A 25,807-nucleotide genomic window follows, 5' to 3' on the forward strand; every position below is an offset into this window, starting at 1 on the left:
AGTTAATTTCATATATTTATTTCTGCCAATATCAATGCTTTAGCTGATTAGCGATGGCAAATATAGTGTTTGAAATGGGAAATCAAAAAATAATGGCACTTAATTTGCCAATAATGTCTTTTAAAGAATTAAACTTATTTTTGAGCTAAATATTACGTGTTGAAGAACTTCCGCTTTCTAATTATTCCTTTTATTGTTTGTATCTCGGCCTGTAACTGGTTTAAATCACCTCCTGAGATCGGTAAGGTGTTGTCTGAACACTTTAAAAACAAGATATATAAAGATTTCGACACAGTAGCTTATGATAGCGTTTTTGTGAAAACATTAGATAGCCTTTCGCACAGTTTTATTAATCCAAAGACTATTAAAGCCTTTTATGCTTCACATAATGGTGAGCCAAGACTGATTACAAAATTCTACACAAATGGGGAATTAGATTCTTTAAGCACTTATTTACAGAATAGTAAAATCCACGGATTTAATCCAGAGGTTTTTAAAACATTAGAAATAAAATCGCTTTTAAATGAGCTTGCGGCTAACAAATTTAAGAAAGTAGAAGATAGTTATATCGTAATTGCTCGATTGGAAGCCCTTTCGGCAAATGCATACTTAAATTATAATAATTTTTTAAAATATGGGGTTGTTAACCCACGTAATATTTTTTCCAGATACTACATTAAGGTTCTTCGTCCTGATAGTGCTGGAATGATGAAACTATTAGCCTCAGATAATCTTTTGGATACATTAAAGGCGGTTCAACCTAAATCTACACAGTATAAAGCCTTACAAGCTGCCTATTTAAACGCCAACAGTGAAAGTGAGAAAAGAATTTTACTGCTAAATATGGAGCGTTTCCGTTGGAAAATGCCAGAAATGGGTGATAATTATGTGCAAGTTAATATCCCAGATTTTAAATTAACTTGGTTTGATAAGGCTGATACCGTTATTAGTATGAAGGTTTGTGTTGGCGGTAAGCGTGAGAATGGATATGAAGATAAATTAAAAGCGTTTGCAAAATCGGGCAATTTAGATGACAAACCGAAGAACCACGAAACTCCATTGTTGTATAGTAAAATCAACTCTATTCAAGCAAACCCAGTATGGAATATTCCTGTAAGTATTGCACAAAGTGAGATTTATTGGATGGCTAGAAAAGATCCTTATTATTTATCAAATAGTAACATAAAGGTTTATTATAAAGACAAGCTGATCGGTGAACCTGACACAATTAACTGGAACAAATATTCAAGAGATAAATTACCTTTTAAATTTAAACAAGGTTCGGGTGGTGGAAATGCTTTAGGCAAGTTCAAATTTATCTTTGATAATAGCTCTAGTATTTACCTACACGATACTAATAATAAGAACGGTTTTAACTTAGCTAATCGGGCTATAAGCCATGGTTGCGTACGTATAGAAAAACCTTTAGAATTTGCTGAAAAACTTGTGGGAGATAGTTACACCTATGATAAGTTAAGAGCTGAAGTGGATTTACCTCCAATTGATAGTACTCACGTAAAATGGTATAAAAAAAGACTGGCACAAAAGGCTGATACTACTAAGTCTTTTCAACTTAAGCCAGCATGGTTCGGCCCTAAGAAACAGGTACCATTAATCATCACTTATTTTACAGCCTGGTCGCAAAACGATAAAATCCAATATCGCCCTGATGTTTACGAAATGGATGAAAAACTTTGGATTGCCATGAAGAAAACAAGATAAAACTACATTTGATGGCTTTAGAGGTTCATTCCTGGCATTTCTAAATAACCAATATTAAAATTATACATCCCAAAATAAAATGATTACCAATTTTTTAGCGGATTTATATTTTGAAAACTTTTATTGCCATTTTTTTTCCAGCAGCTTTAGTCTATTTTTTCGTTGCCCATACATCTAAACCTTCTACTGGCGAGTTGCTTGCTAAAAGTTTGGGAAAAGACATTTATAAAAACTTTGATTCGATTAAATACGATTCTGTTTTTCTTAATGAATTCAATAGTCTATGTAAACAAAACCAAAATTTCTTAACCTTAAAAAAACATTTTGGAGACAAGGTTAGTCCTGATTTTACCATCCGCTTTTTCGGAGCTAAAGGTTTGGATACTTTAACCAATCATCTTGATCATAGCTTCGTACATGGTTTCAATTCAGATACTTTTTACACCAGGGAGCTGAAAGATTTGATTGTCGCTTTAAAGGCAGATCACATAACTAATATTGATGAAAGTTATTCGAAGCTGGCTCAATTGGAAATCCTTGCTTTCTTAAAATATACCAGTTATTTAAAGTTTGGCGTTGTAAATCCAAAGAAAATCTATTTAAGGTATAATATCGATGTAAAGCAGGCCGATAGTTTATTTATACCACAGATGTTGGCATCGGTAAGTATTATCGATACTTTAAATAACATTCAAAATAAATCAAAGCAATACGTTGCATTACAGAAAGCTTATTTGAGCTTAAAGAACGATTCTTTGAAGAAAATTCTGGCTATAAACATGGAAAGATTAAGGTGGGTTTTACCAGTTAAAACAGGTAAATACATTCAGGTTAATATTCCAGATTTCCGTTTGGTTTATTTTAACGGGGATGATACCATTACCACGATGAAAGTTTGCGTTGGCGAAAAAAGAGATGCTGATTACGATAAGAAAATAAAAATTTACGAAAAAACACGAGACTTAGAAGATAAGCCCAATAGTAGAGAAACTCCTCAACTGTTTAGTACTATTAAAACCATCTATTCGAACCCCGAATGGAATATTCCAGAGAGTATTGCGCAAACCGAGATATACACAATGGCAAAGCAAAATTCGAGTTATTTGCGCCGACACAATATTTTGGTTTACCACAAAAATAAACTGATCGAAAATCCATCTAACATAAGGTGGTATAAATACGATAGAAAAAAGCTGCCATTTCTGTTTGTTCAACAATCTGGTCAGGGCAATTCTTTAGGTAAATTAAAATTTATATTCCCGAATGCCAGCAGTGTTTATTTGCACGATACGAATATTAAAAGCGTATTTAAATTGCAGGATAGAGCAATTAGTCATGGTTGCATTCGATTAGAAAAACCTTTACAGCTTGCCTGGCATATTATGGATAATGAAACTAGCTTTGAAAAAGTTAGAACAGAACTAGGTTTAAAACCATTAAAAGAAACTGCGGAAAAGAAAAATGTTATCATTAAACAAAAAAAAGCTGAAAAACCACAACTAAAACCCATGCGGTTTCTGCTCGATAATGAAACACCCTTACTTATTACCTACCACACGGCATGGGCAAAAAATGGTAAAATAGAATATCGAAAAGATGTTTATAAAATGGACGATAAACTTTGGATAGCAATGAAAAAAATAATTTAATTCTTAGTTTTGTGCATATTCAATACATTTCGTAGTTGATTATTTTTTAAAAAAAATGCAAGAAACCCCAACTTTTAACCATCAGGCCGATATTGTAAATAGCGCAATCAGATTTATCAACTCGTGGTTTAAACAATCTAAATCTATTACCGAAGAAATGAGCGATTTCTTTATTCTTCCTGGTGGCAAGGTAATTGGCAAGGATGTAATTACTGCGAGGCTAAAAGGTATTTTTGGAAAATCGGATGAATATGTGGGCGGACGATATGATATTATTGATGCGAATTTCGATTTATTAGGAGATGGAAAAGGAATGGGCTTTGTAGAAGGAGTTGCAGGTTTTAGGGCGGTTCTTCAAAAGCAATCGAAAATTGTGAGCGGTCCTTTTAAATTATATTTTGCCTTACAAAATGGAAGCTGGAAAATTGTAAACATAGAATTTCCTGGATTTGCTTATTAGTACGAGTTTATTACAATAGTAATTCTCCACTTTCCATATTTTTTCTATCTTTGATTTTTAATGAATTTCCTTTATCCGGGCTTTCTTTTTGCACTATTATCGGTTGCTATCCCGGTCATCATTCATTTATTTAATTTCCGAAAATTTAAAAAGGTATATTTCTCTAATGTTCAGCTTTTAAAAGAGGTAGAACAACAAAACTCATCAAAAGAAAAGCTTAAAAATCTGCTTATTTTATTGTCGCGTATTCTGGCAATTATATTTCTTGTGCTGGCATTTGCTCAGCCTTATATTCCTTTAAACAATCAAAAAACTACTGCAGTAAATAATTCGGTAAGTATTTACATTGACAACTCTTACAGTATGGAAGCCATTAATAAAGATGGTAGCCTACTTGACGAGGCGAAACGGAGAGCTAAAGAATTAATTAAAGGTTTTGGTATTAATGATCGCTTTCAACTTTTAACAAATGATTTTGAAGGCAAGCATCAGCGTTTGCTAAATAAAGAAGAATTTTTGAAAGCTTTAGATGATGTAAAAATTTCTGCCTCGAATAGAAATTTACAGCAAATTTTAAACCGCCAGGGAAATATATTAACAAGTGCGGCTAATAAGTATAGCTTTCTCATTAGTGATTTTCAAAAAAATATCGCTTCAGTTAAAAAACTCGAAACCAAAACGGATATTCAATATTCGTTTTTGAAATTAAATGCTACAGCTTTACCAAATGTTGGAGTGGATAGCGTGTGGACATTATCGCCAAACCATCAACCTGGCGCAAATGAGAAATTAGTTGTTCAGATTAAAAATTACTCGGAAGAAGAAGCGGTAAATATTCCATTAAAATTAGCCATAAACAACCAACAGAAAGGCTTAAGCTCGGTTACTATTCCTGCAGGGAAGACAATAAAAGATACTTTAAGCTTTTCGGGATTAAAATCGGGATGGAAAAAAGGTGTAATCAGCATAAAAGATTTTCCTGTAACTTTTGATGATTCGCTTTCTTTCAGCTTTAAAGTTGATGAAAGTTTACCTGTTTTAAGTATAAATGGACCGAATGCTGGCAGCTACATTAAAGCGCTTTTTGGCGCCGATAAGTATTACAAACTCACCGAAAATAGCGAGAGCAATATCAATTACAATAGCCTCTCTAATTTTGGTTTAATTGTGTTAAACGGGTTGAGTAATCCATCGAGTGGCTTGGCGCAGCAATTAAAAACTTATTTAACCAGCGGAGGTTCGGTTGTTATATTTCCAGATTTAGATTCGGATATTAAAGTTTACAATTCATTTTTGGGCGCATTATCATTACCTCAAATTCAGAATTTAAATAACACGGCTTCGAAAGTTGATCAAATAGATTTACAGCATCCAATTTTTAAAACTGTTTTTGAAGAAATTCCCAAGAATTTAGATTTACCAACTGTGAATCGTTATTACGATTTTGCCGAAAACAATGCCTCAAATAAAGAGAATATAATGTCTTTACCTGGCGGTAAGTTATTCTTTTCGAAATATGGAATTGGTAGCGGACAGGTTTATTTATCGGCAACTGGCTTAAATGCAAATGATGGAAACTTTGCCCGTCATCCTGTATTTGTACCATTAATGTATCGATTAACTTTAAATAATGGATTGGATGATGCATTGTATTATAATCTTGGCAATGATCGTGCCTTGGCGAGTAAACAGCTTACGTTGGGTAAAAATCAAACTTTAAAGCTCACCGCAAAAAACTTCGAAATTATTCCTGAAGTTAGACAAGCGGGAGGTAAAACACTAATTTACACCGCCGACCAAATAAAATTACCTGGTTTTTATAACCTAAATTTGGCCGATTCGGTTATCGGTGTTTACAGTTTTAATATAGGTAGAACCGAATCGGATATGCATTACCTGAGTAAAACTGAGTTGGATAACCTTGCCGAGAAAAGTAACTTAAAAATATACGATACCGATAAAGATGCAGTGAAATTAATTGCTGGCTCAAATAAAATCGGACAAACATTATGGAAACTTTGCCTAATTTTGTCGCTGATTTTTATTGCAGCAGAAATTCTGCTCATCAGATTTTTTAACAACCCTAAAAAAACAATATGAATCTCCTTGTACAGCATGTAATTATTGCCGACCCGCAAAGTAAATTTAATAAACAACAATGCGATGTTAGGATAGAAGGTGGTAAAATTAAAAGCATAGGCAAGTTATCACCAGAAAAAAATGAAACAGTTTTTGATGCTGAAGGTGCTTTTTTATCGCCAGGTTTTTTCGATTTAAATTGCGTTGCCGGCGATCCAGGCTTTGAGACTAAAGAAGATATCGAAACTTTAACTGCTGCTGCAAAAGCGGGTGGTTTTACTGGCTTGGCTTTATTGCCGCAGGCCAGTCCAGTTGTGCAATCAAAATCGCAGGTAGAATATATTATAAATAAAGCTAAAAATAATCTGGTTGATGTTTTGCCTGTGGGCTCAATCAGTCAGAATCGAGAAGCAAAAGAGCTTGCTGAGTTATTTGATATGCAAAGAGCTGGAGCTATTGCATTTTCTGATGGCGATAGAGCAATTCAAGACGATGGTTTTATGAGCAGAGCCTTACAGTATGCAAAGGGATTCGATGCTTTGCTGATGGTTTATCCCGAAAACAAATCGATTGCAGGAAAAGCGCAAATAACAGAAAGTAAAAACTCGGTTCTTTTGGGAATGAAGGGTTTACCGCCATTAGCAGAAGAAATGCATATTGCCCGCGATATTTTCTTAGCAACCTACAATGAAACTAAAATCCACATCAGTAATATTTCAACGGCTGGTTCGGTTGCTTTAATTCGCAAAGCTAAAAAAGATGGCGTTCAAATTTCTTGTGATGTTACCGCGCATCATTTAGTTTTTACAGAAGAACTTTTAGTCGATTTTGATAGCAATTATAAAGTAAAGCCACCATTACGCAGCAAAGCTGATATTAAAGCACTGATTGCTGGTTTAAAAGATGGAACAATTGATGCTATTACTTCTCAGCATCGACCAGAAGAAATAGAATTTAAAAACGTGGAGTTTGAAATTGCTCACTATGGAATAATTGCATTACAAACCGTTCTTCCATTGTTGATAAAAGCTGGTTTAGATTTAAACCTAATTGTCGAGAAGTTAAGTATCAACCCAAGAAAATTACTAAATTTAAATAGCCCAATTATTGAAGAAGGTATTGAAGCAAACTTTACCGTTTTTGCAACTGACAAAAAGTGGTTATATAATTCGAATACAAATTATTCAAAATCGGCAAATAGCCCACTTTTAGGCACTGAGCTTACAGGTAAAGTAACATTGGTTTATAATAATAATCAATACCAAGAAAACTAGAAGCTACACCAAGTTTTGATACGATATACTTGATACTATAAAATATGGATAATAGAGTAAAAAAAGCACTAAGTGCTTCAATAAATAAATACGCACAACTAGCTTCAGTAGATGCGGGTAGTTTTGAAAATGAATTAATTGCAGCTTTTGAGTTGGATATTAATTTTATGGATAAAGTAATAGCCTTTGATGCTGTTTTTGATTCGAACAGTAAATTTGAAGAATTAAGAGAAGTTTTCTTCGATTTATTGATGGTGAACTTTTTCAGTAGCGATGTACAGAAATTAGAAGAAGACTATCTGGAAAGTGAAGAATGGGCTAATATTGAAGAAGAAACCATCGACAGAGGAACCGAACTTTTAAACCTTTTACTTTACATCAAAGAATGCCATGATGAAGATTTAGATCCAGAATTGGGCGATTTCTTAAAAGAATTTTTATTGGTTGAAGATGATGAGTTTCAAGATGAATTTGAAATTTATGAAGAACTAATCAGCAACCAGCAACTTGCCGAAAGTAGTATCGAAGAGATTTGTAAAACGTCTTCAACACTAAACATCAGCGAAGAAATGAAAGAATTATTTGTTCCTTTTATGGCGTTTTTCCTCGATTCAGAAGGAAGTGCAACTACAACAAAAGAGTTGGAGCAATTTAGTAGTAACAAACCGTTTGATACTGCATCTTATGTATTGATTACAACTATTAATAACTAAAACCAAACAAATTCATGGAAACACCAGAAACAGCAGTTAATTTAAAAACAGAAGCTTTGAAAAACGGCGCAATTTGGGGTGCTATAAACGTAATAATTTTTCTAATTACCTGGTATATAATGCCAAATATGATGAGTTCTTATGTTTACAGCGGCTTAAGTTTTGCAATCGGAATTGCACTTGCAGTTTTCTTTTGTATTGATATGAGAAAAAAAGCTGGCGGCTACTGGACTTTCGGAGAAGCTTTATTCAAAATATTTGTAATGTTCGTACTGTCAATGGCAATTATGTACATTTTCAATATTGTTTTTGGCAAGTTTATCGATACCAGTTATCCAAGTACAATGAAAGAAATGATTTTGACTAAAACTGAAGGCACATTTAAATCTTTGGGTATGGAAGGTGAAGCTATGGATAAGGCAATAGCAAGCACATCAGAAAGTTTAGATAAACAATTTACGCCAACTTTTAGCCAGGCAGTTGTTGGTTTCGGTATTGCAGCGGTGTTTTATTTTATTGGGGCAATAATTTTTTCGCTAATCTTTAAAAAGACTCGTCCAGTATTTTTAGCGGTAAACGAAGAATAATCAGTTCTGCACAAAAATTTAGAACGTGCAAGTTTTATCATTTAAATTGATGAAATTTGCACGTTTTTAATTTAAAAGAGTTTGTTGATAGATTTTAATCTGAATACTAAATACTCAAATCTTGATACTCATACATGGATATATCAGTAGTAGTACCTTTATATAACGAAGACGAATCTTTACCCGAATTAACGGGATGGATTGCTAAAGTGATGAACGAAAATAATTTCAGCTACGAAATTGTATTGGTTGATGATGGCAGTACCGATAAATCGTGGGAAGTTATAGAATCTTTGAAACTACAGAATGATGCGATTAAAGGCATTAAATTCCGTAGAAACTATGGTAAGTCTGCAGCTTTAAATGTTGGCTTTGAAGCCACTAAAGGTGATGTAATTATTACAATGGATGCCGATTTACAAGATAGTCCTGATGAAATTCCTGAACTTTACCGCCGAATTAAAGAAGAAAAACTTGATTTAATTTCTGGCTGGAAAAAGAAACGTTACGATCCAATTACTAAAACCATTCCGACCAAATTGTTTAATGCAGCCACAAGAAAAATGAGTGGAATTGAATTAAACGATTTTAACTGCGGCTTAAAAGCTTACAGAAGCGATGTGGTGAAAACAATTGAGGTTTATGGCGAAATGCATCGATACATACCTGTAATTGCGAAATGGGCAGGTTTTGGTAAAATTGCAGAGCAAGTTGTAGAGCACAGAGCTCGCAAATATGGTACCACCAAATTTGGTTTCAGCAGGTTTATAAATGGATTTTTAGATTTACTTTCTATATTTTTCGTTGGTAAATTTGGTAAGCGCCCGATGCACTTTTTTGGTTCTTTGGGGGTTTTGAGCTTTTTAATCGGAACGATTATGGCCTTGTGGATGATTGGTGTTAAACTTTATCACATTGCTGCCCATATTCCTTATAAACGCGAAATTACCGATCAGCCTTTGTTTTACATTGCACTGGTTGCTATAGTTGTAGGCTCGCAAATGTTTCTAACAGGTTTTGTTGCAGAATTGGTAACCCGAAATGCACCCGAAAGAAATCAATATTTAATCGAAAAAGAACTTAAATAAGCTACAAGACTAAGGCAAAAGTGCTTTGGTCTTTTAGCTTTTAGCTCCAGTACATGTTTTTCTCCATCATAATTCCGCTTTATAATCGCCCGCAAGAAATTAACGAGCTTTTAAAAACCTTAACTAAACAAACTTATTTACAGTTTGAAGTTTTGGTTATAGAAGATGGTTCTAAAAATGATGCAAAAGCAATTGTAGAAAGTTATGCAAATAAGCTTGATGTAAAATATTACTTTAAGGAAAATGCTGGACAAGGCTTTGCCCGTAATTTTGGGTTTGAAAAGGCGCAGGGCGATTATTTTGTAATCTTCGATTCTGATTGCCTTATTCCTGCAAATTACCTCGAAACGGTTAAAAATTATTTATACGAGCATCATTTAGATGCTTATGGCGGCCCCGATGCGGCGCACGAAAGCTTTACGCCAGTTCAAAAGGCAATTAGTTATTCTATGACCTCGCCCTTCACAACAGGTGGCATTCGTGGAAATAAAAAGCACGTTGGTCAGTTTCATCCACGTAGTTTCAATATGGGGGTTTCCCGACAGGTATGGGAACAGGTAGGCGGCTTTATTTTAACCCGCTTAGGCGAAGATATAGAATACAGTATCCGCATTCATGAAAATGGTTTTAAGATTGGTTTAATTCCTGATGCAAAGGTTTACCATAAAAGAAGAACAAGCTTCATACAGTTTTACAAGCAACTGCACTTCTTTGGCAGGGCTAGAATTAATATTTATAAACACTTCCCAAAAGAGTTGAAATTGATTCATTTTTTTCCAGCAGTTGCAACCATTGGTATGATCACAACAGTGCTATTGAATATCTTTTATCCGCCTTTGGCGTATATTTTCGATTTTCTGGTATTATTATACTTTTTGTTAATATTTTTTCACTCCTGGTCTGTAAATAAAGCTGTAAAAGTTGCATTTTTGAGCATTATATCTTCGTTTATCCAATTAACAGCTTATGGCTTAGGGTTTATACAAGATTTATTTAAAAGAGTGGTATTCAAACAACAATGATAAATTATCTAAAAGAAAGTACGTTTGCCGTTAACGATGTAATTCAAAAAGCCTGGGGCATTACTAAAAAACATTATTTCTCTATAGCTACGCTATGTTTTTTAATGTTTATTACAGCAAGTGCATCAAGTTTAATGGCTTTTTTTATTAAAGACGTAAGTCGTGTTTTAAGCTTTTTCATGGTCGTTATTTTTATCATGTTGTACTTTACCATTAACCTTTCTTTGTTTAAGTACATTTTTCATTTAATTGATAATGAAGACGAAGAGGTTACAATTGTGGGTACTTTGCCAACCAGACACCAGATTATAAGATTTTTAGTAGCAACGCTTTATTTTGTTGGCTGTATCTTGTTTGTTGGGATGTTGTTGGTGCCTATACTTTGGATTTTAGATCCTGTTTTACGTTATTTGGTTGATATCCGTTGGGTAGAAGATTTTACTGCTACAGGTAAAACAATAACAAGCATTGCAATTGGTGTTGCGTTGGTAGCTATTTTTGTAACCTGGTTACGGATTTCCTTCTTTCCGTTTTTCATTTTAGATAAAGGTTCTGCACCTTTTGAATCGATTAAGTTAAGTTTAGCAACAACTAAAGGAAACTTCACTAAAATTCTATTATTGCTCATGATTTTGGGTGGAGGCTATTTGATATACCTTTTATTGAATTATCTGCAATTACCTTTCATCGCGTTTATTGTTAATATTTTGAGTTCATTTATCATTGTACCTTTATCGAGTGTTGCGCTAACGGTAGCGTATCGTAAAATATCAAGCGAATACAAAGGAGATGAGCATCCTGATATTTTACATAACATCGTTTAAATTCATTATAATAGCATGCTGATTATAATTAAAAAAATAAATATTAACGTTAGAAAGGAGAAGCCCTTTTAGGGCTTGGGGTACTATGGGGTTAAAAGCAGCATTAAGTAAACCCTTTGCAGCATTTGCAGTTTGGCAAATTAATAAATGGAAGCATAATGCCGTAGCCGCACAGGCCAAAATTTTATCGAAACTGGTAACAAGTGCCCGAGAAACAGCTTTTGGGAAAGATCATCATTTTGAGGAAATAAAAAACTATTCCGATTTTAAGAAAAATGTGCCTGTACAGGATTACGAAGGTTTAAAAACTTACGTTGATCGGGTTGTAGCTGGCGAAGCGGATGTACTTTGGAAAGGCAAACCCCTTTATTTTGCCAAAACATCAGGTACAACTTCTGGCGTAAAATATATTCCGCTTTCTAAAGAATCGATGCCAGAACATATAAAGGCGGCTCGAAATGCTATTCTTACTTATATTAACGAAACTGGTAAAACTGATTTTGTTAATGGGAAAATGATTTTCCTTCAGGGAAGTCCTGTTTTAAATGTTAAAAACGGAATTAACGTAGGCAGATTGTCAGGCATTGTAGCGCATCATGTTCCTGCGTATTTGCAGAAAAATCGCTTGCCATCTTACGAAACTAATATTATAGAAGACTGGGAAGAAAAAGTTGATGCGATTGTTGAAGAAACCATCGCCGAAGACATGACGCTGATTTCTGGCATTCCACCGTGGGTTCAAATGTATTTCGATAAGCTTTCAGAGCGGTCGGGAGGTAAAAAGATTGCTGATATTTTTAAAAATTTTAGCCTTTTTATTTATGGCGGCGTTAATTTCGAACCCTACAGAGCTAAGATTGAACAAAGCATAGGTAAGAAAATAGATGCTATAGAAACTTATCCCGCTTCAGAGGGTTTTATTGCTTATCAGGATTCTCAAAAAGATAAAGGTTTATTATTACTAGCTGATGCTGGTATTTTTTACGAGTTTATTCCTGCCGATCAGTATCACAATAATAATCCGACAAGATTGTCGCTTGGCGAAATTGAATTAGACACTAATTACGCCTTAATTTTAAATACTAATGCAGGTTTGTGGGGCTATAGCATTGGCGATACGGTTAAGTTTGTTTCAAAAAATCCATATAAAATTGTAGTTACAGGACGTATAAAGCATTTTATATCTGCCTTTGGCGAACACGTAATAGGGGAAGAAGTGGAGCACGCTTTGTTAAGTGTTGCAAACGAAGAAAAAGTAGAAATAACAGAATTTACGGTTGCACCGCAGGTTAATCCAAACATAGGCGAGTTGCCTTACCACGAATGGTTTGTAGAGTTTTCTTCTGCCCCAAAAGATATGGTAGCGTTTAGCAAAAAGGTAGATGAGGCTTTGCAGAAAAAAAATATTTACTATTTCGATTTGATTGAGGGAAACATTTTGCAACCGTTAATAATACGTACTTTGCAAAAAGATGCTTTTGTTAATTATATGAAAAGCGAAGGTAAATTAGGCGGGCAAAATAAGGTACCAAGATTAAGTAATGATCGGAAGCTGGCCGATGAATTAGGTAGATACATTGTTTAATCAATCTCTCCCTATTGCTGGTTGATCCAAAAAGGCGAATTCGTTTGCTTTATAAACCCGATGGGAGTGAAAATACTTTTTTATTGCAGCAACCGTCAATAACTGTTATGCTGAGGAACGAAGCATTTGCAAGCGATGAAAAGGATGCCTCGTTTATCCGCATGACAGCAGTTAAAAAAGATTGAAGCGGACAGCGGGGCTTTCGGAACCGATAAGCAATAACCTGCTTTTCAAATAGAGCAAAAAAATAATTTTGAGCTTTATGAAAATATTAATTTAATACAGGGAAATAACAATTGAACAATATATCAATACAACAATCGCCTAAAGGAATTATAATATTAGGCTCTACAGGTAGCGTAGGTACGCAGGCGCTCGAAGTAATTCGGGATAACCCTGCAATCTTTAAAGTTTCAGTATTATCTGCATTAAAGAATTCAGAATTACTTATTCAACAGGCCAAAGAATTTAAGCCTGAGGCTGTGGTAATTTGTGATGAAAGCAAATATCTAGAGGTTAAAAGTGCTTTATCTTCTTTTGATATTAAAGTTTTAGCGGGTGAAGATGCTTTATCTGAAGTTGCAGTTTATCCACAAGGTGATATTGTACTTACCGCTTTAATGGGTTCAGTAGGTTTAAAACCAACAATGGCGGCAATTAACGCTGGTAAAAACATAGCTTTAGCCAATAAGGAAACCTTAGTTGTTGCGGGCGAATTAGTTACGCAATTAGCAATCGAAAATCAGGTTAAAATACTTCCTGTAGATTCCGAGCACTCGGCAATTTTTCAATGTTTGGTAGGCGAGGAGCAAAACGAAATCGAAAAAATTTATCTTACCGCATCGGGAGGCCCTTTTCTTGGTAAAAACAAAGATTTTTTAGCCACAGTTAAAAAAGAACAAGCTTTAAAACACCCGAACTGGGTTATGGGCGCCAAAATTACCATCGATTCTGCTAGTTTAATGAATAAGGGCTTAGAGGTAATCGAGGCTAAGTGGCTGTTTGGTTTAGATGTAGCGCAAATTGATGTAATTGTTCATCCACAGTCTATCGTTCATTCTATAGTGCAGTTTACGGATGGTTCGATGAAAGCGCAAATGGGCATACCAGATATGAAATTGCCGATTCAATATGCAATTAATTACCCCGATAGGCTAAAAAACAATTTTAAGCGTTTTAACTTCTTGGATTACCCAAGTTTTAGCTTTCAAAAAGCCGATATGGAAACGTTTAGAAATTTGGAATTAGCGTTTCAATCGTTAAGAAAAGGAGGGAATATGCCTTGTATTTTAAATGCTGCAAATGAAATTGTGGTAGAGGCATTTTTGAACGATAAGATTGGTTTCCTGGAAATGAGTGATGTAATTGAGCGCTGCATGGAGGAAATTAACTTTGTTGAAAACCCACAATTAGACGATTATTTAGAAACTGACAAACATAGCCGTATCTTAGCGGCCGAATTAGTAACAAAAAGTATATTTTAACATCTAACATAAAATTTTATAATAGAATATGAATGGATTGATTATGGCGGGGCAACTGCTGCTCGGATTGTCTATATTGGTAATATTACACGAATTAGGGCATTTTCTGGCAGCCAGGGCATTTGGTATCAAGGTAGAAAAGTTTTATTTGTTTTTTGATGCATGGGGTTTTAAACTTTTTAGTTTCAAAAAAGGAGATGTAGAATATGGAGTGGGATGGTTGCCGTTAGGTGGTTATGTTAAGATTGCGGGAATGATTGATGAAAGTATGGACACCGAGCAAATGGCTCAACCAGCTCAACCTTGGGAGTTCCGCTCTAAACCAGCATGGCAGCGTTTAATTGTAATGCTCGGGGGGATTATCGTTAATGTTATTGTGGGTATCATTATTTTTTGGATGCTTACATTTAAATACGGAGAAACTTTTACGCCTAATAGTGCAGTTGTAAACGGTATTCAGGTAGGTAAAGTCGCTTCCGATATCGGCTTAAAAAATGGCGATAAAATTTTAGCAATAAACGGAAATAAGGTAATCCGTTTCGAAGAATTAAAAAGTTCGAAAGTTTTAATGGGAAATACCATGCTTACGGTTATTCGTGGTGATAAAACAATCGAAATTCAAGTTCCAGATGATTTCCTAAATAAAGTAGCTGATGGGAAAAGCTTGTTTGCTGAACCACGCTTAAAAAGCATTGTTGACAGCCTTATGAGTGGCTATGGCGCAGTAAAAGCTGGAATGAAGGTTGGCGATAGAATTACCGCTGTTGATGGTGTTCCTGTTACTTATCAGGATGAAGTGAAACCGCTTGTGTTGAAGAAAAAAGGTAAAACTGTAGCCCTTTCGATTGACAGAAACGGGCAACCATTGGAATTAAACGTTACAGTTGATACTGCGGGAGCAATTGGTTTCTACGGTCACTTTAATGAAATTAAACGCAAAACCATTAACTATAGTTTGTTTGCTGCACTACCAATTGGCGCAAACATGGCCTGGAGTACGTTTATGGATAATGCCAAAGGCATTGGCAAAATGATAACGGGCAAAGTTAGTGCACGTAACATTAGCAGCCCGATTGGTATTGCAAAAGTTTATGGTGGTACATTTGATTGGGTTAAATTCTGGACCTTAACTGGTTTAATCTCTATGGCGTTGGCTTTTATGAATTTATTGCCAATTCCAGGCTTAGATGGTGGTCATGTGGTATTTCTTTTAATTGAAATGGTACAGCGCAAACCTGTAAGCGAAAAAGTTTTAGAAAAAGCCCAAATTGCTGGTTTTGTGATATTGATTAGTTTAATGGTGTTTGCTTTTGGTAATGATATTTTAAAAATATTCGGTAAGTAAAACCAATTTTATATAATTGCCGCAGCTATTAGAATCTCGAATTCTTAATGGCTGCGGTTTTTTAATTTATACCCCATGAGTGAGCAAAAAAAACAACCTAATTATTTTGAGTTTTACGAATTACCGATTCAGTTTAATCCTGATTTAAATGCGGTGAAAGCAAAATTCTACGCTTTTAGTAAACGGTTTCACCCCGATTTTTATGCCAACGAAAGCGAAGAGAAGCAACAGGAAGTTTTAGATTTATCTACCTTGAATAACAAGGCCTATCAGGTTTTAAGCAATCCTAAAAAGAGTTTAAAATATGTTTTGGAATTAAAAGGCATTGTTGAAACCGATGAAGGCTATCAATTACCTCAGTCTTTTTTAATGGATATGATGGATGTAAATGAAGCCTTAATGGATCTGGAATTTGAGCCTGATGCGGAGAAATTAAAGGAGGTACGAAACAATGTTGATTCAATTGAGAAAGACCTGGAGCATGAATTAAATCAATTAATAAATCAGTTTGATCAAAATCCATTAGAATCTGAAATAATGCTGGTTTCAATAAAGGATATTTTTTACCGTCAAAAATATATTAACCGAATTAGGGAGAAACTTCCTAAAATATAGATGATTTGCAGTTGAAAACTATGTATGCATAATATATGCCTTAAAATGCAATCATCATGCCCTAGGACTGGGCTCAGCTACGGATGGACATCCGATCGATATGCAATGAGCTAAGCAATGTAAATAAATTAATTAGTTTACGTGTTACGATTGCGGGCATGTACCTTAAAGCGCTATTGAAGTTTCAATAACAGCTGATTGTAAAATCATTTTTTTGTTTTTGTTAGTCAGCTTGTTTGCCTTACTTTCGAACAAACAATCAGATACATGAGTTCACTTTCCATTTTTAGAAAAGTTGCCGTTTTAGAAGGCATTTCTTACTTGCTGTTGCTATTTGTAGCCATGCCGTTAAAATATTATGCAGATATGCCTCTGGCAGTAAAATATACAGGCTGGGCACATGGTTTATTATTTGTGCTTTATGCTGCACTTTTGGTGTTAGCCTGGCAAGAGCAAAAATGGAAGTTTGGTAAGGCTGTTTTAATTTTCTTAGCCTCTTTATTACCGTTTATGCCTTTCGTTGTAGATCGGAAATTAAAAGATGAACGAGCATTGTAGTTGAATTACAGTAGATTAACATCTATTTTAAAATAATTTTGCGATTTAGGCTTTCGTTATATACATTTGCAGCCCCGCACATTAATGCCCAGTTGGCGGAATTGGTAGACGCGCTGGTCTCAAACACCTGTGGGAAACCGTGCCGGTTCGACTCCGGCACTGGGTACTTGACTAAAGCCTTAGATTCTTCTAAGGCTTTTTTTATTCTTGGTTATGGCATCAGTTTATATTTTATATTCAAAAAATCTGAATAGATTTTACATTGGGAGCTGCAATGATTTATCGCAGCGACTAGCCCAACATGTCAATAGAGACTTTGAAGATAGTTTTACAGCAAAGACTGATGATTGGCTGCTATTCTTTTCGGTTACGGATTTAAATTATCAACAGGCAAGATCTATCGAAACCCATATTAAAAAAATGAAGAGTGTTCCATATATTGAAAATCTGAAGAAGTACCCTGATATCATTACAAAATTAAGAGAAAGGTATCAATGACGGCGGCCCCGATGGCTATCGGGGTGGTAGACGCGCTGGTCTCAAACACCTGTGGGAAACCTTGCCGGTTCGTCCCGAAGGCTATCGGGACCAGCACTGGGTACATTTTTTCTTAGAGATCCCTTTTGATTTTACAGTCAAATTACATTTAGAAAGTTCATATCATGACTTGGAATTATAGGTTGCAAAACGGATTGTATTTGCGTAATCTATTATCATTATTCCACCGTTTATCGAGAAACAAGCTAATATTATTTTTGGAATTAGTTAGTAGCTTTTTTCCTAAAGGCTCCAGGTGAAATGCCAATCACTTTTTTAAATAGGCGATTAAAATATTTTTCATCCTCAAATCCCAAGGTATTCCCAATTTCCTTCACAGAAAGGCTGGAATAGTATAATAGCCGTTGCGCTTCCCGCATCATTTCTTGTTGAATATAATAGGTGACCGAAAAACCGGTAACTGCTTTAACAGTATCATTGAGATAGCTCGTTGTGATATTCATTTTTTCAGCGAGCTCGGATGCCCGACGGATGGTTTTGAGATGATGACGAAGCACTTGTTTGAATGCTTTAGTAATTTCGATACTTCTTGCTGAATGTCTGATTAGACTGAAGCGTTCCATGGATAGGTAGATTGAGGCGAGCTGATAGATAAGGGCAGTAACCATTGATTGCGTAATGGCTTGCCGAAACATATGTTGCGGGTCATTATAAATGGCAAAAAGGTTATCCATTGAAATGCAGAGGCCAGTAGATTGCTCAGGAGATAAAGGCGTAAGTATAATTTCTGATAAACATTGATCCAGGATATTTTTAAGCTGTTCATCCAGCATAGATGGATCAAAGGCTAAAAACCAGCCATGCTCCATTCGTGCGGAATTGATTTGATGTATCTGACCTGGATAGGAAAGAAAAAGGGTTTGATCAATAAGCCGAACTTTTTTAAAATCAACTTCCATTTCCATGCTTCCTTTATCTACCAGCACACAGTAGTAGAAGTCGTGCCGATGGGGCTCCGAGACTTTATACCCCTGCCCGGCTGAATGGTCGATGCCAAAGGGTTTAGATAGATGCCTGAAAACCAATCGTCCATGCGGTGAACCGGTATTTTCAAATTTTTGCTCATTACATTAAAGGTCGGCATAAATAATAAATAAATCTGCTATAAAGCGGTTAAAGCGGTGGACAAATCACCTGTCCACCGAACTATGTATAGATTTTAATTTAAACCGTGTTGGTATTCATTATGGAGCTTTGCCGCTGTTGGAGAGCTGAATAAATTATCTAGACGGGCACGCGCAGTCATTTGTCGAAAGGTTCCGTTTTGGGCAGGATCTCCGGCATCATGCATCATGTCTGTCATCCACACCGCAAAATCCTGGTAGTTCCAGATGTGTGGCAATACGGTATCAGAGTAGTTTGTAAGCCCATCAATATTATGGTCGCGTACCGCACGTACAATTGCCTGAGAAAGAATATCTACATCGTACAGCGCAAGGTTCATTCCCTTTGCACTTGTCGGTGGTACAAGATGCGCGGCATCACCTACAAGAAATAGGTTGTGGTATTGCATTGGCGCATGAACTACAGATCGTAATGGAACGAAAAACTTATCATGGATTACCGCATTCTGAACAGTCTGATCATTCAACCGCAGACGGATCTCGTCCCAAACCCTTTCGTCTGGCCAATCCTGGGCATTATCGCTCAATGCACACTGCAGATAGTAACGACTTCTAAGAGGGCCACGAGGTAATTGCGCAACACAGCCGTAGTTACTAACGCCCATAATAGAATGCCCTGTAACAGGTGCTTCAACAAGCGCAGCCAACCAGGCATAACCGAATTCATGGGTATACTTTGTTAAAATGCCATCCGGGATAGATGCCCGGCTCACCCCGAGGTCGGCATCACAGCCGGCGATATAGTCGCAGACAATTTCATGCGTGCCGGTTTCATCTATATAATTTATGTGTGGTTGTTGACCTTCTTCGTTATGGATTGCGACATCTTTAGCATCCCAGCGAACATCACCGTTCATGTTGTCAAGAAGTTCCCTCATCAGGTTTCCTACAAGCATTTGCTGAGTACAAAAACGGCTCCCACTTCCGTCATCTCCGGCAAGTTCGAAAATACGATCTGAGCCGTTTAGGCAGTAATTTATTGTCCCTGCGACAGGGCCTGCAAGAAGCTTGTCTGCCAACTCCCATTGCTCGAACATGCGAACCGCACGGGCATCAACAACGCCGGCACGCTGCCGCATTTCAATGTATGCACGATCACGTCTTTCTAGCACAATGCAAGGTATTCCTGATTTTTGCAGGAAAGTGGCGAGCGTTAACCCCGACACACCTGCCCCTATAATTGCAACTGTAGTTTTCATGTTTTTTTTATCTGTTTCCATATTGTCTAGTCTTAATTCTTTTTTGATTTACATGATTGCCATGTATTTTTAAACCATTACAAAGGTCACTGATATAAATAGGCGATTAGTTAACAATTCACGGCTTTACTTGGACTATTCACTGATGCTAAATGCTACGGAGCAAATTCAATCTATGAAGGCACTATAACTAGGGTAGACGTAAAATATCACTATTCCCTCGTTATTTAATAAGTTTCTGGGAGGTAGGACTTAGGAATTTTATAGTTTGCGAAGTCGCTTACTTTTATTCTGCTGACCTTCGCCTTTTTCGTAGATTCTCATAAACTCATTCCATTAATCAAATGAAATATTTAATTTTTGATAATGAGTTTTTGATAATTTGAATTACAGGAAATTTGGGGATAAATTACTACCAGATAGAATGTCAAGTTTTTCGGTTCAAAGTTTCCCAGTCAAGCGTTTTTAGCTGAAGTAATTTCTAAAATTTGGCTCGAAATTATATAAATCCTTTCAATTTTAAATCGTCCACTATAGGCTCAATAAGCAGTAAAAACGCTTTTAAATATTGAAAGTACTCCCGCTGATCGGTACATTAAATTTAAGCCCTTAACAACTTGATTGTTAAGGCTTTTTTATTCTATAAATGATTTCAGCCACCAAGTTTTGGCTTAAAATTCATTTTTATGAAAAATATAAGATCAGTAAATTAATGGATTAACTAAATTATGGTTTTCGCCCAGAATCAATATTTTTAATTTGCTGTTACCAGTTGTTTGAGCGTATTACTTGTTACGGTGTTAAATTTTCCAGCCAATCGACTTAAACCAGCTATCACTATTAAAAATAATAACAGCGATCAGGATGATGCTGTAAGCGACAACTGGAATTACGCCTAGTGGCTCATGATATACAACAACGGATAGCATGAAGGCAATAATGGGATTTAAATTAAGGATCATTCCAACTTTTGATGAACTAATTCCACTTAAAGCATATAAATTCAAGAACAATGCGATAATTGTATAAACAATAGCTATGATTTCTACATAAAAATAGAAGTTTATTTGGGTAGGCAAAGGACCTGAATAGTATGGATAAAATGGTAATAGGGTAATTGCCGATAACACAATATGAAAATTCAAGGTCAGGAACTTATCAAAGCCAGTGTTTTTGTTTTGGCTGATCAGATAACAAGCATAGCTAAGCCCAATTATTCCACTGTAAAACATGTTGATCAGGTTAGAGTAGGAAAGTAGAATACATCCTATACAGCTTAAAAATACAGCGAACCATTGCCTTGTTTCCAGTTTGTCCCGTAAAAAAAGGTAAGCTAGCACAGTTGTCAGAACTGGACAAATAAGATAGGCTACTGAAGTTGCACGTACATTAATATGGTTCATTACGTAAATAAAGGAGAACCAATTGATCGTTAAAAAGATACTGGCTCCAATGTTCAAGCCAATAATTTGATTTCTTTTTTTCTTTTGTAATCTTTTAAAATGCTCAAAATTCTCTTTCATCGCCTTGCGTTTGAAAAGAATTGATATGATTGACATCAATATTGCACAACTGAATACGCGATAAAACAAAATATCAAGAGCAAAGTAAGCGTGCAATGGTTTTAAAACTAAACTAAAAGTTCCCCATATCGAGAAAGCGAGAATAGCTGCCAGATAATATTTTAGGTTTTTCATTAATCAAATAAATTTAATATCCAGCATTAGCTGTAAGCTTTGGATGTGCAATATTAACCAGAAGAACTAAGTTATTACAGTATCAGATTTGTATATTTGAATGGACACAGTTTAGAGCATGGAAAAGGTTTTCTTATATAATGAGGTAGTTGAGCGTATTGCGCATCAAATTAAAAACGGTATTATTACACCAGGGGAAAAGCTTTCTTCCGTTAGAAAGCTATGTGAAGAACACAATATTAGTATGAATACCGCAAAACGTGTATTTCTAGAACTTGAAGGTCTGTCACTAATCGAGTCTAAGCCAAAATCAGGTTATTATGTAACCAATAGGCCTGAACTAAACTTACCACTTTCTCAATCGAGCAACCCATCCCTCATTGCCACCGACACAGAACCTGATGAGATTATTACACAAGTATATTCAAATATGGGGAGTGCCGACCTTACCCTTTTTTCCATTGGCGTGCCATCGGGCGATCTTTTGCCTTTCGCGAAATTGAAAAAAGAGATTATCCTAGCTACGCGGGCATTAAAAGGTGGTGGAACGGAATATGAGCCTTTGCAAGGAAATTTGAAATTGCGGAGAATGGTTGCCGCTCGCTCTCCCGCCTGGGGTGGGAATCTTGATGAAAATGATATCGTTACCACCAATGGTGGAATGAATGCACTTTCGTTTTGTCTAATGGCCTTGGCAAAGCCTGGGGATACCATTGCCGTGGAGAGTCCCTGCTTTCCTGGCACCCTCGAACTGATTATTAGTTTGGGACTTAAGGTGCTTGAACTTCCGACACACCCAGTTACTGGTATAGATGTAAATGCACTCAAAAAAGTAATTCCTACAATAAGCATCTGTTTATTGGTTCCTAATTTTAATACACCCATGGGAAGCTGCATGCCAGATGAAGCAAAGGAAAAAGTGGTTAGCCTATTGGCTGCCAGCGAGATTCCACTCATTGAGGATGATATCTACGGAGACCTTTACTTTGGGACGAACCGCCCTAAATGTTGTAAATCTTTCGATGTTGATGGAAATGTGCTTTGGTGCAGTTCGGTTTCCAAAACTTTGGCGCCAGGATTTCGAGTTGGCTGGATTGCTCCAGGAAAATACAAAGCCAAGCTGCTAAAATTGAAGCTTATCCATTCCATCTCCTCAACATCACTTATTCAGGAAGCAGTGGGGAATTTCTTTAAGTCTGGCAAATACGAGCATCATCTCCGTAGCCTACGCAAAACATTATATAGCAATTACCAAAATTATGTACAAGCTATAGCCGAATATTTTCCGGTTGGGACCAAAACCAGTAGGCCACAGGGAGGCTTGGCCATTTGGGTAGAGTTGCCTGAAGGAACTAATACCTTAAATCTTTATAACCTGGCTATAAAACATAAGATCAGTATTGCACCAGGCAGAATGTTTACCCTGCAGAACCAGTTTGAAAATTGTATGCGCTTAAATATAGGTTTACCCTGGACCGAAGAATTAAAGTTTAAACTGAAAACTTTAGGTAGTCTTGCTAGCATGGTTCAAAAAGCTAAATAGTGGTTTTCTAAAAATCGATCTAACTGTTTTTTTAGCAATTCGATAAACCCTTGTTGCTTCTGCATTTATCACTGCAATATTTTACTTCCAACCACACTTTTTCCCACTTCTTGCGCCAAGTAAACGGCTTCTCGCAATTTGCACAGATTTTGGAGGGCAGATTTTCCTTTTTAACTGCTTTCATCTTCTAATCAAATTCCGTAATACCTGCTTTTAAACATAGAACTAAGCATAAGTACGAATTTTTGGGGATTTGAAATTCGAATTCTTTCACTCATGATTTCATTTGTAGTTTTCCTTTTAATCTTATCAAAAAGCTTTTTATAATAGATATAGGCCAAATAAACACCTCTTCGTGATGATTTGGGCAATTGCTTTATGCCTTGCAATGCTGCTTCAAATTCTTCTGCTATTTCTTTCTCAATAACAAGTTTTTCAGCAATGGAAAATCTAGATAAATCCACTCCAGGAAAGTAACTTCGGTTCAAGAGCTGAAAATCTGCCTTAACATCTCGTAAAAAATTTACTTTCTGGAAAGCGGAGCCAAGCTTCATAGCAGATTCTTTTAGCCGCTCATAACTTGCGGCATCACCTTGTACAAAAACCTGGAGGCACATTAAGCCTACAACCTGTGCCGACCCCAATATGTAGCGTTCGTATTTTTGAGGTGTATATTCTTCCTGGCGAAGGTCCATTTCCATGCTTTCCAGGAAAAGATCTATGAGTTCTTGTTTTACATTATATTGGTTTACAACTTTTTGAAAAGCATTAAGAATAGGGTTCAGGCTAATTTGATCCTGAATCGCTTCATTGCAGTCCCTTTTAAACTTCCAAAGCAGCTGCGGCTTATCGTAATCATGGAAACTATCTACAATTTCATCGGCTAGCCTTACAAATCCATATATTGCATAAATGGCTTCCTGATGGCTTTTGTCTAGAAAACGGATACCCATAGAAAAGCTGGTGCTGTAGGTTTTGGTTACCATTTTACTGCACTTTGCAGATACACGATCAAAAATAATTTTCATTCAATATCAGTCTTAAATTTTTTCAAAATTTTGAGCAAAATGGAAGTCTTCGAGTTTCTGAAGCAAAGTAATAAGTTTAATTTTTTCTTCGAGAATAAGTGGGCCTGTTACGTTGGCCGATGCAGCCCGTATTTTGTCCATACTTTTGTTCAGTTCCTGTGTTCCTTTTGCCGAAATGCTCATAATCATACTGCGTTTATCAATCCCAGAGGATTGTTGGGTGATTAAGCCCTTATCCAGAAGGCGTTTAATGATTAATGTTCCCGCTGGCTTATCGTGAATGTTTTCTTTTATTAATGCTGATTTACTCATATTTCCAGCAGACTGGAGGTTAATTAGGTATATGAATTCATCGGGGGTTGAAAATAAACTATTGGTTATGGCTGCTTTCGCCTGTATTTTAGCATATCTGTAGAGATGAACAAGGGCCGTATTGATTACGCTATCTGCAGAACGACCATTAATTTTCCCAGTCCATTCAGGTTCTTCGGATTTTATATTTCCGCCTTGATCGGATTGCGTATTACTCCATTTTAGAAAAGATTTTAAATCGTCCTTTGCATCCATGCTGCTACTTTCGTATGTTTTTACCAACAACAATAAGTCGTTTAGAAGGTTGTACATCATCTTTTTTTATTGTAATGGTTTATAATTTCGATTTCGTTAGGTTCTATTCTTTACTAAAATGTTGTTTTTAAATTACCAAGGCCTCCATCTACCGGAATAATTTGCCCAGTTATCCAACTGCTCTCTGCCGAGAGTAAAAATGCAATGGCAGCGCTGATGTCTTTTGGCGTTCCGTATTTTCCCAATGGGTGCCTTTTTGCTGATGCATCCATTTTTTCGGGCGTGTTAAGTAGTTTTGAAGCAAGCGGTGTATCCGTTAAAGACGGTGCAACTATATTTACCCTGATTTGACTACTGCTTAATTCTGCTGCTAATGAGATCGATAAGCCCTCAATTGCTGCTTTGGACGCCGCAATACTCGCATGAAAAGCCATTCCAGTTCTTGCTGCAACAGAACTTATTAGCACAATAGATGCTGAGGAAGCATTCTTTAAAGATTTTAAGGATTGTTGTATAGATGTGGCAGCCCCAACTACGTTGAGTTTGAAATCATCAATAAAATCGCTTTCTGTCATTCGTGCAAATGGCTTAAGATTGATGTTTCCAACACAGTATACCAGGCCATCGAGTTCATCGGGTAAGAATGAGACTAATGCTGCTGTCGAACTCATCACATCCATTTCCAGATAGCGAACGGAATCAGGCCATAGCGGTGAACTGTTTCTGCTGGCGGTGAAAATATTCGCTCCCTCTATATGTAGTAAATTAACCAAATCGAATCCGATACCAGAGCTTGCGCCGATAACAAGGATATTTTTGCTCTTAAACCTCATGATTAAACATTGAAATTAGTTTAAGTATTTATAAACTAATTTGATTAAATAAAGTTTATAAATATACTAATTGTTTTAAAGTATAATCTGTTACAGCAAAAAAATGTTTTACTGATAGTTAATGTTGGCGTTTTAAGGGAAACCAATTCCTTAACTGTAACACTAGTGTTTATAGACAGTATAAGGAGGAAGCTAAAAGCGGTTATTGTGTATGATTTCAAAAGCCAAACTGTTCTACAATAGGACGGCATAA

At 36.0% G+C, this 25,807-nt stretch carries 24 protein-coding genes and 1 tRNA gene; 18 read left to right on the forward strand and 7 right to left on the reverse strand.

Annotation, left to right across the window (positions count from 1 at the left end):
* Positions 1 to 156: 156 nt before the first annotated feature.
* The 17 genes from ABD692_RS08360 (at position 157) to ABD692_RS20945 (ending at position 17,503) form a co-directional block, all read left to right on the forward strand.
* Positions 157 to 1,722, forward strand: coding sequence for a L,D-transpeptidase family protein (locus tag ABD692_RS08360; protein ID WP_344766162.1), 1,566 nt, complete (start codon positions 157 to 159; stop codon positions 1,720 to 1,722).
* Between the two features lie 110 nt (positions 1,723 to 1,832).
* Positions 1,833 to 3,371, forward strand: coding sequence for a L,D-transpeptidase family protein (locus ABD692_RS08365; protein WP_344766163.1), 1,539 nt, complete (start codon positions 1,833 to 1,835; stop codon positions 3,369 to 3,371).
* Positions 3,372 to 3,426: 55 nt separating this feature from the next.
* On the forward strand, positions 3,427 to 3,831 hold the full coding sequence (locus ABD692_RS08370; protein ID WP_316763738.1) for a hypothetical protein: 405 nt from the start codon (positions 3,427 to 3,429) through the stop codon (positions 3,829 to 3,831).
* A 60-nt stretch (positions 3,832 to 3,891) separates the two neighbouring features.
* Positions 3,892 to 5,931, forward strand: a complete 2,040-nt coding sequence (locus tag ABD692_RS08375) for a vWA domain-containing protein (protein WP_344766164.1) — start codon at positions 3,892 to 3,894, stop codon at positions 5,929 to 5,931.
* Complete coding sequence (locus tag ABD692_RS08380; RefSeq protein WP_344766165.1) at positions 5,928 to 7,184, forward strand: dihydroorotase; 1,257 nt, start codon at positions 5,928 to 5,930, stop codon at positions 7,182 to 7,184. The genes ABD692_RS08375 and ABD692_RS08380 overlap by 4 nt, the downstream gene beginning before the upstream one ends.
* A gap of 44 nt (positions 7,185 to 7,228) precedes the next feature.
* Positions 7,229 to 7,897 (forward strand): hypothetical protein, encoded by a 669-nt coding sequence (locus ABD692_RS08385; protein WP_344766167.1) that lies wholly within the window; start codon positions 7,229 to 7,231, stop codon positions 7,895 to 7,897.
* Positions 7,898 to 7,911: 14 nt separating this feature from the next.
* Positions 7,912 to 8,484 carry a DUF4199 domain-containing protein gene (locus tag ABD692_RS08390; RefSeq protein WP_316763726.1) on the forward strand — a complete coding sequence of 191 codons (573 nt, stop codon included), beginning with the start codon at positions 7,912 to 7,914 and terminating at the stop codon, positions 8,482 to 8,484.
* Between the two features lie 134 nt (positions 8,485 to 8,618).
* On the forward strand, positions 8,619 to 9,572 hold the full coding sequence (locus ABD692_RS08395; RefSeq protein WP_316763723.1) for a glycosyltransferase family 2 protein: 954 nt from the start codon (positions 8,619 to 8,621) through the stop codon (positions 9,570 to 9,572).
* 53 nt (positions 9,573 to 9,625) lie between these two features.
* Positions 9,626 to 10,594, forward strand: coding sequence for a glycosyltransferase family 2 protein (locus ABD692_RS08400; RefSeq protein ID WP_316763720.1), 969 nt, complete (start codon positions 9,626 to 9,628; stop codon positions 10,592 to 10,594).
* Positions 10,591 to 11,418, forward strand: a complete 828-nt coding sequence (locus tag ABD692_RS08405; protein WP_344766173.1) for a hypothetical protein — start codon at positions 10,591 to 10,593, stop codon at positions 11,416 to 11,418. The genes ABD692_RS08400 and ABD692_RS08405 overlap by 4 nt, the downstream gene beginning before the upstream one ends.
* 85 nt (positions 11,419 to 11,503) lie before the next feature.
* A complete protein-coding gene (locus tag ABD692_RS08410; protein ID WP_344766175.1) occupies positions 11,504 to 13,003 on the forward strand; it encodes a GH3 auxin-responsive promoter family protein in 1,500 nt (499 codons plus the stop codon).
* 296 nt (positions 13,004 to 13,299) lie between these two features.
* Positions 13,300 to 14,487 carry a 1-deoxy-D-xylulose-5-phosphate reductoisomerase gene (locus tag ABD692_RS08415; protein WP_344766177.1) on the forward strand — a complete coding sequence of 396 codons (1,188 nt, stop codon included), beginning with the start codon at positions 13,300 to 13,302 and terminating at the stop codon, positions 14,485 to 14,487.
* A gap of 28 nt (positions 14,488 to 14,515) precedes the next feature.
* Positions 14,516 to 15,832, forward strand: a complete 1,317-nt coding sequence (rseP, locus tag ABD692_RS08420; RefSeq protein ID WP_344766179.1) for an RIP metalloprotease RseP — start codon at positions 14,516 to 14,518, stop codon at positions 15,830 to 15,832.
* 75 nt (positions 15,833 to 15,907) lie between these two features.
* Positions 15,908 to 16,447, forward strand: a complete 540-nt coding sequence (locus ABD692_RS08425) for an iron-sulfur cluster co-chaperone HscB C-terminal domain-containing protein (RefSeq protein WP_316763706.1) — start codon at positions 15,908 to 15,910, stop codon at positions 16,445 to 16,447.
* A gap of 267 nt (positions 16,448 to 16,714) precedes the next feature.
* Positions 16,715 to 17,005, forward strand: a complete 291-nt coding sequence (locus tag ABD692_RS08430; RefSeq protein ID WP_344766182.1) for a DUF3817 domain-containing protein — start codon at positions 16,715 to 16,717, stop codon at positions 17,003 to 17,005.
* Between the two features lie 86 nt (positions 17,006 to 17,091).
* Positions 17,092 to 17,171, forward strand: a tRNA-Leu gene (locus ABD692_RS08435).
* 47 nt (positions 17,172 to 17,218) lie between these two features.
* Positions 17,219 to 17,503, forward strand: a complete 285-nt coding sequence (locus ABD692_RS20945; RefSeq protein WP_425567330.1) for a GIY-YIG nuclease family protein — start codon at positions 17,219 to 17,221, stop codon at positions 17,501 to 17,503.
* A 263-nt stretch (positions 17,504 to 17,766) separates the two neighbouring features.
* Here the strand turns inward: ABD692_RS20945 and ABD692_RS08440 are convergent, their stop codons facing one another.
* The 3 genes from ABD692_RS08440 to ABD692_RS08450 all read right to left on the reverse strand — a co-directional run bounded on the left by ABD692_RS08440 (position 17,767) and on the right by ABD692_RS08450 (position 21,583).
* Positions 17,767 to 18,489, reverse strand: coding sequence for a helix-turn-helix domain-containing protein (locus ABD692_RS08440; RefSeq protein ID WP_344766184.1), 723 nt, complete (start codon positions 18,487 to 18,489; stop codon positions 17,767 to 17,769).
* Positions 18,490 to 18,722: 233 nt separating this feature from the next.
* Positions 18,723 to 19,907, reverse strand: coding sequence for a 4-hydroxybenzoate 3-monooxygenase (locus ABD692_RS08445; RefSeq protein ID WP_344766186.1), 1,185 nt, complete (start codon positions 19,905 to 19,907; stop codon positions 18,723 to 18,725).
* Positions 19,908 to 20,686: 779 nt separating this feature from the next.
* Entirely contained in the window at positions 20,687 to 21,583 is an 897-nt protein-coding gene (locus ABD692_RS08450) for an EamA family transporter (protein WP_344766188.1), read from the reverse strand.
* Between the two features lie 118 nt (positions 21,584 to 21,701).
* Here ABD692_RS08450 and ABD692_RS08455 point away from each other — a divergent pair, with 118 nt between their 5' ends.
* Positions 21,702 to 23,126 carry an aminotransferase-like domain-containing protein gene (locus ABD692_RS08455; RefSeq protein ID WP_344766190.1) on the forward strand — a complete coding sequence of 475 codons (1,425 nt, stop codon included), beginning with the start codon at positions 21,702 to 21,704 and terminating at the stop codon, positions 23,124 to 23,126.
* A gap of 31 nt (positions 23,127 to 23,157) precedes the next feature.
* Here the strand turns inward: ABD692_RS08455 and ABD692_RS08460 are convergent, their stop codons facing one another.
* The 4 genes from ABD692_RS08460 to ABD692_RS08475 are packed head-to-tail and all read right to left on the reverse strand — an operon-like array spanning position 23,158 to position 25,554.
* A complete protein-coding gene (locus tag ABD692_RS08460; RefSeq protein ID WP_344766192.1) occupies positions 23,158 to 23,310 on the reverse strand; it encodes a DUF2256 domain-containing protein in 153 nt (50 codons plus the stop codon).
* Between the two features lie 7 nt (positions 23,311 to 23,317).
* On the reverse strand, positions 23,318 to 24,154 hold the full coding sequence (locus tag ABD692_RS08465) for a phytoene/squalene synthase family protein (RefSeq protein ID WP_344766194.1): 837 nt from the start codon (positions 24,152 to 24,154) through the stop codon (positions 23,318 to 23,320).
* A gap of 12 nt (positions 24,155 to 24,166) precedes the next feature.
* Positions 24,167 to 24,781 (reverse strand): MarR family winged helix-turn-helix transcriptional regulator, encoded by a 615-nt coding sequence (locus ABD692_RS08470; protein ID WP_344766196.1) that lies wholly within the window; start codon positions 24,779 to 24,781, stop codon positions 24,167 to 24,169.
* Between the two features lie 53 nt (positions 24,782 to 24,834).
* Positions 24,835 to 25,554, reverse strand: a complete 720-nt coding sequence (locus ABD692_RS08475) for an SDR family NAD(P)-dependent oxidoreductase (protein WP_344766198.1) — start codon at positions 25,552 to 25,554, stop codon at positions 24,835 to 24,837.
* Positions 25,555 to 25,807: the final 253 nt, after the last annotated feature.

The organism is Pedobacter ginsengiterrae (assembly GCF_039537385.1).
Classification (GTDB): Bacteria; Bacteroidota; Bacteroidia; order Sphingobacteriales; family Sphingobacteriaceae; genus Pedobacter; species Pedobacter ginsengiterrae.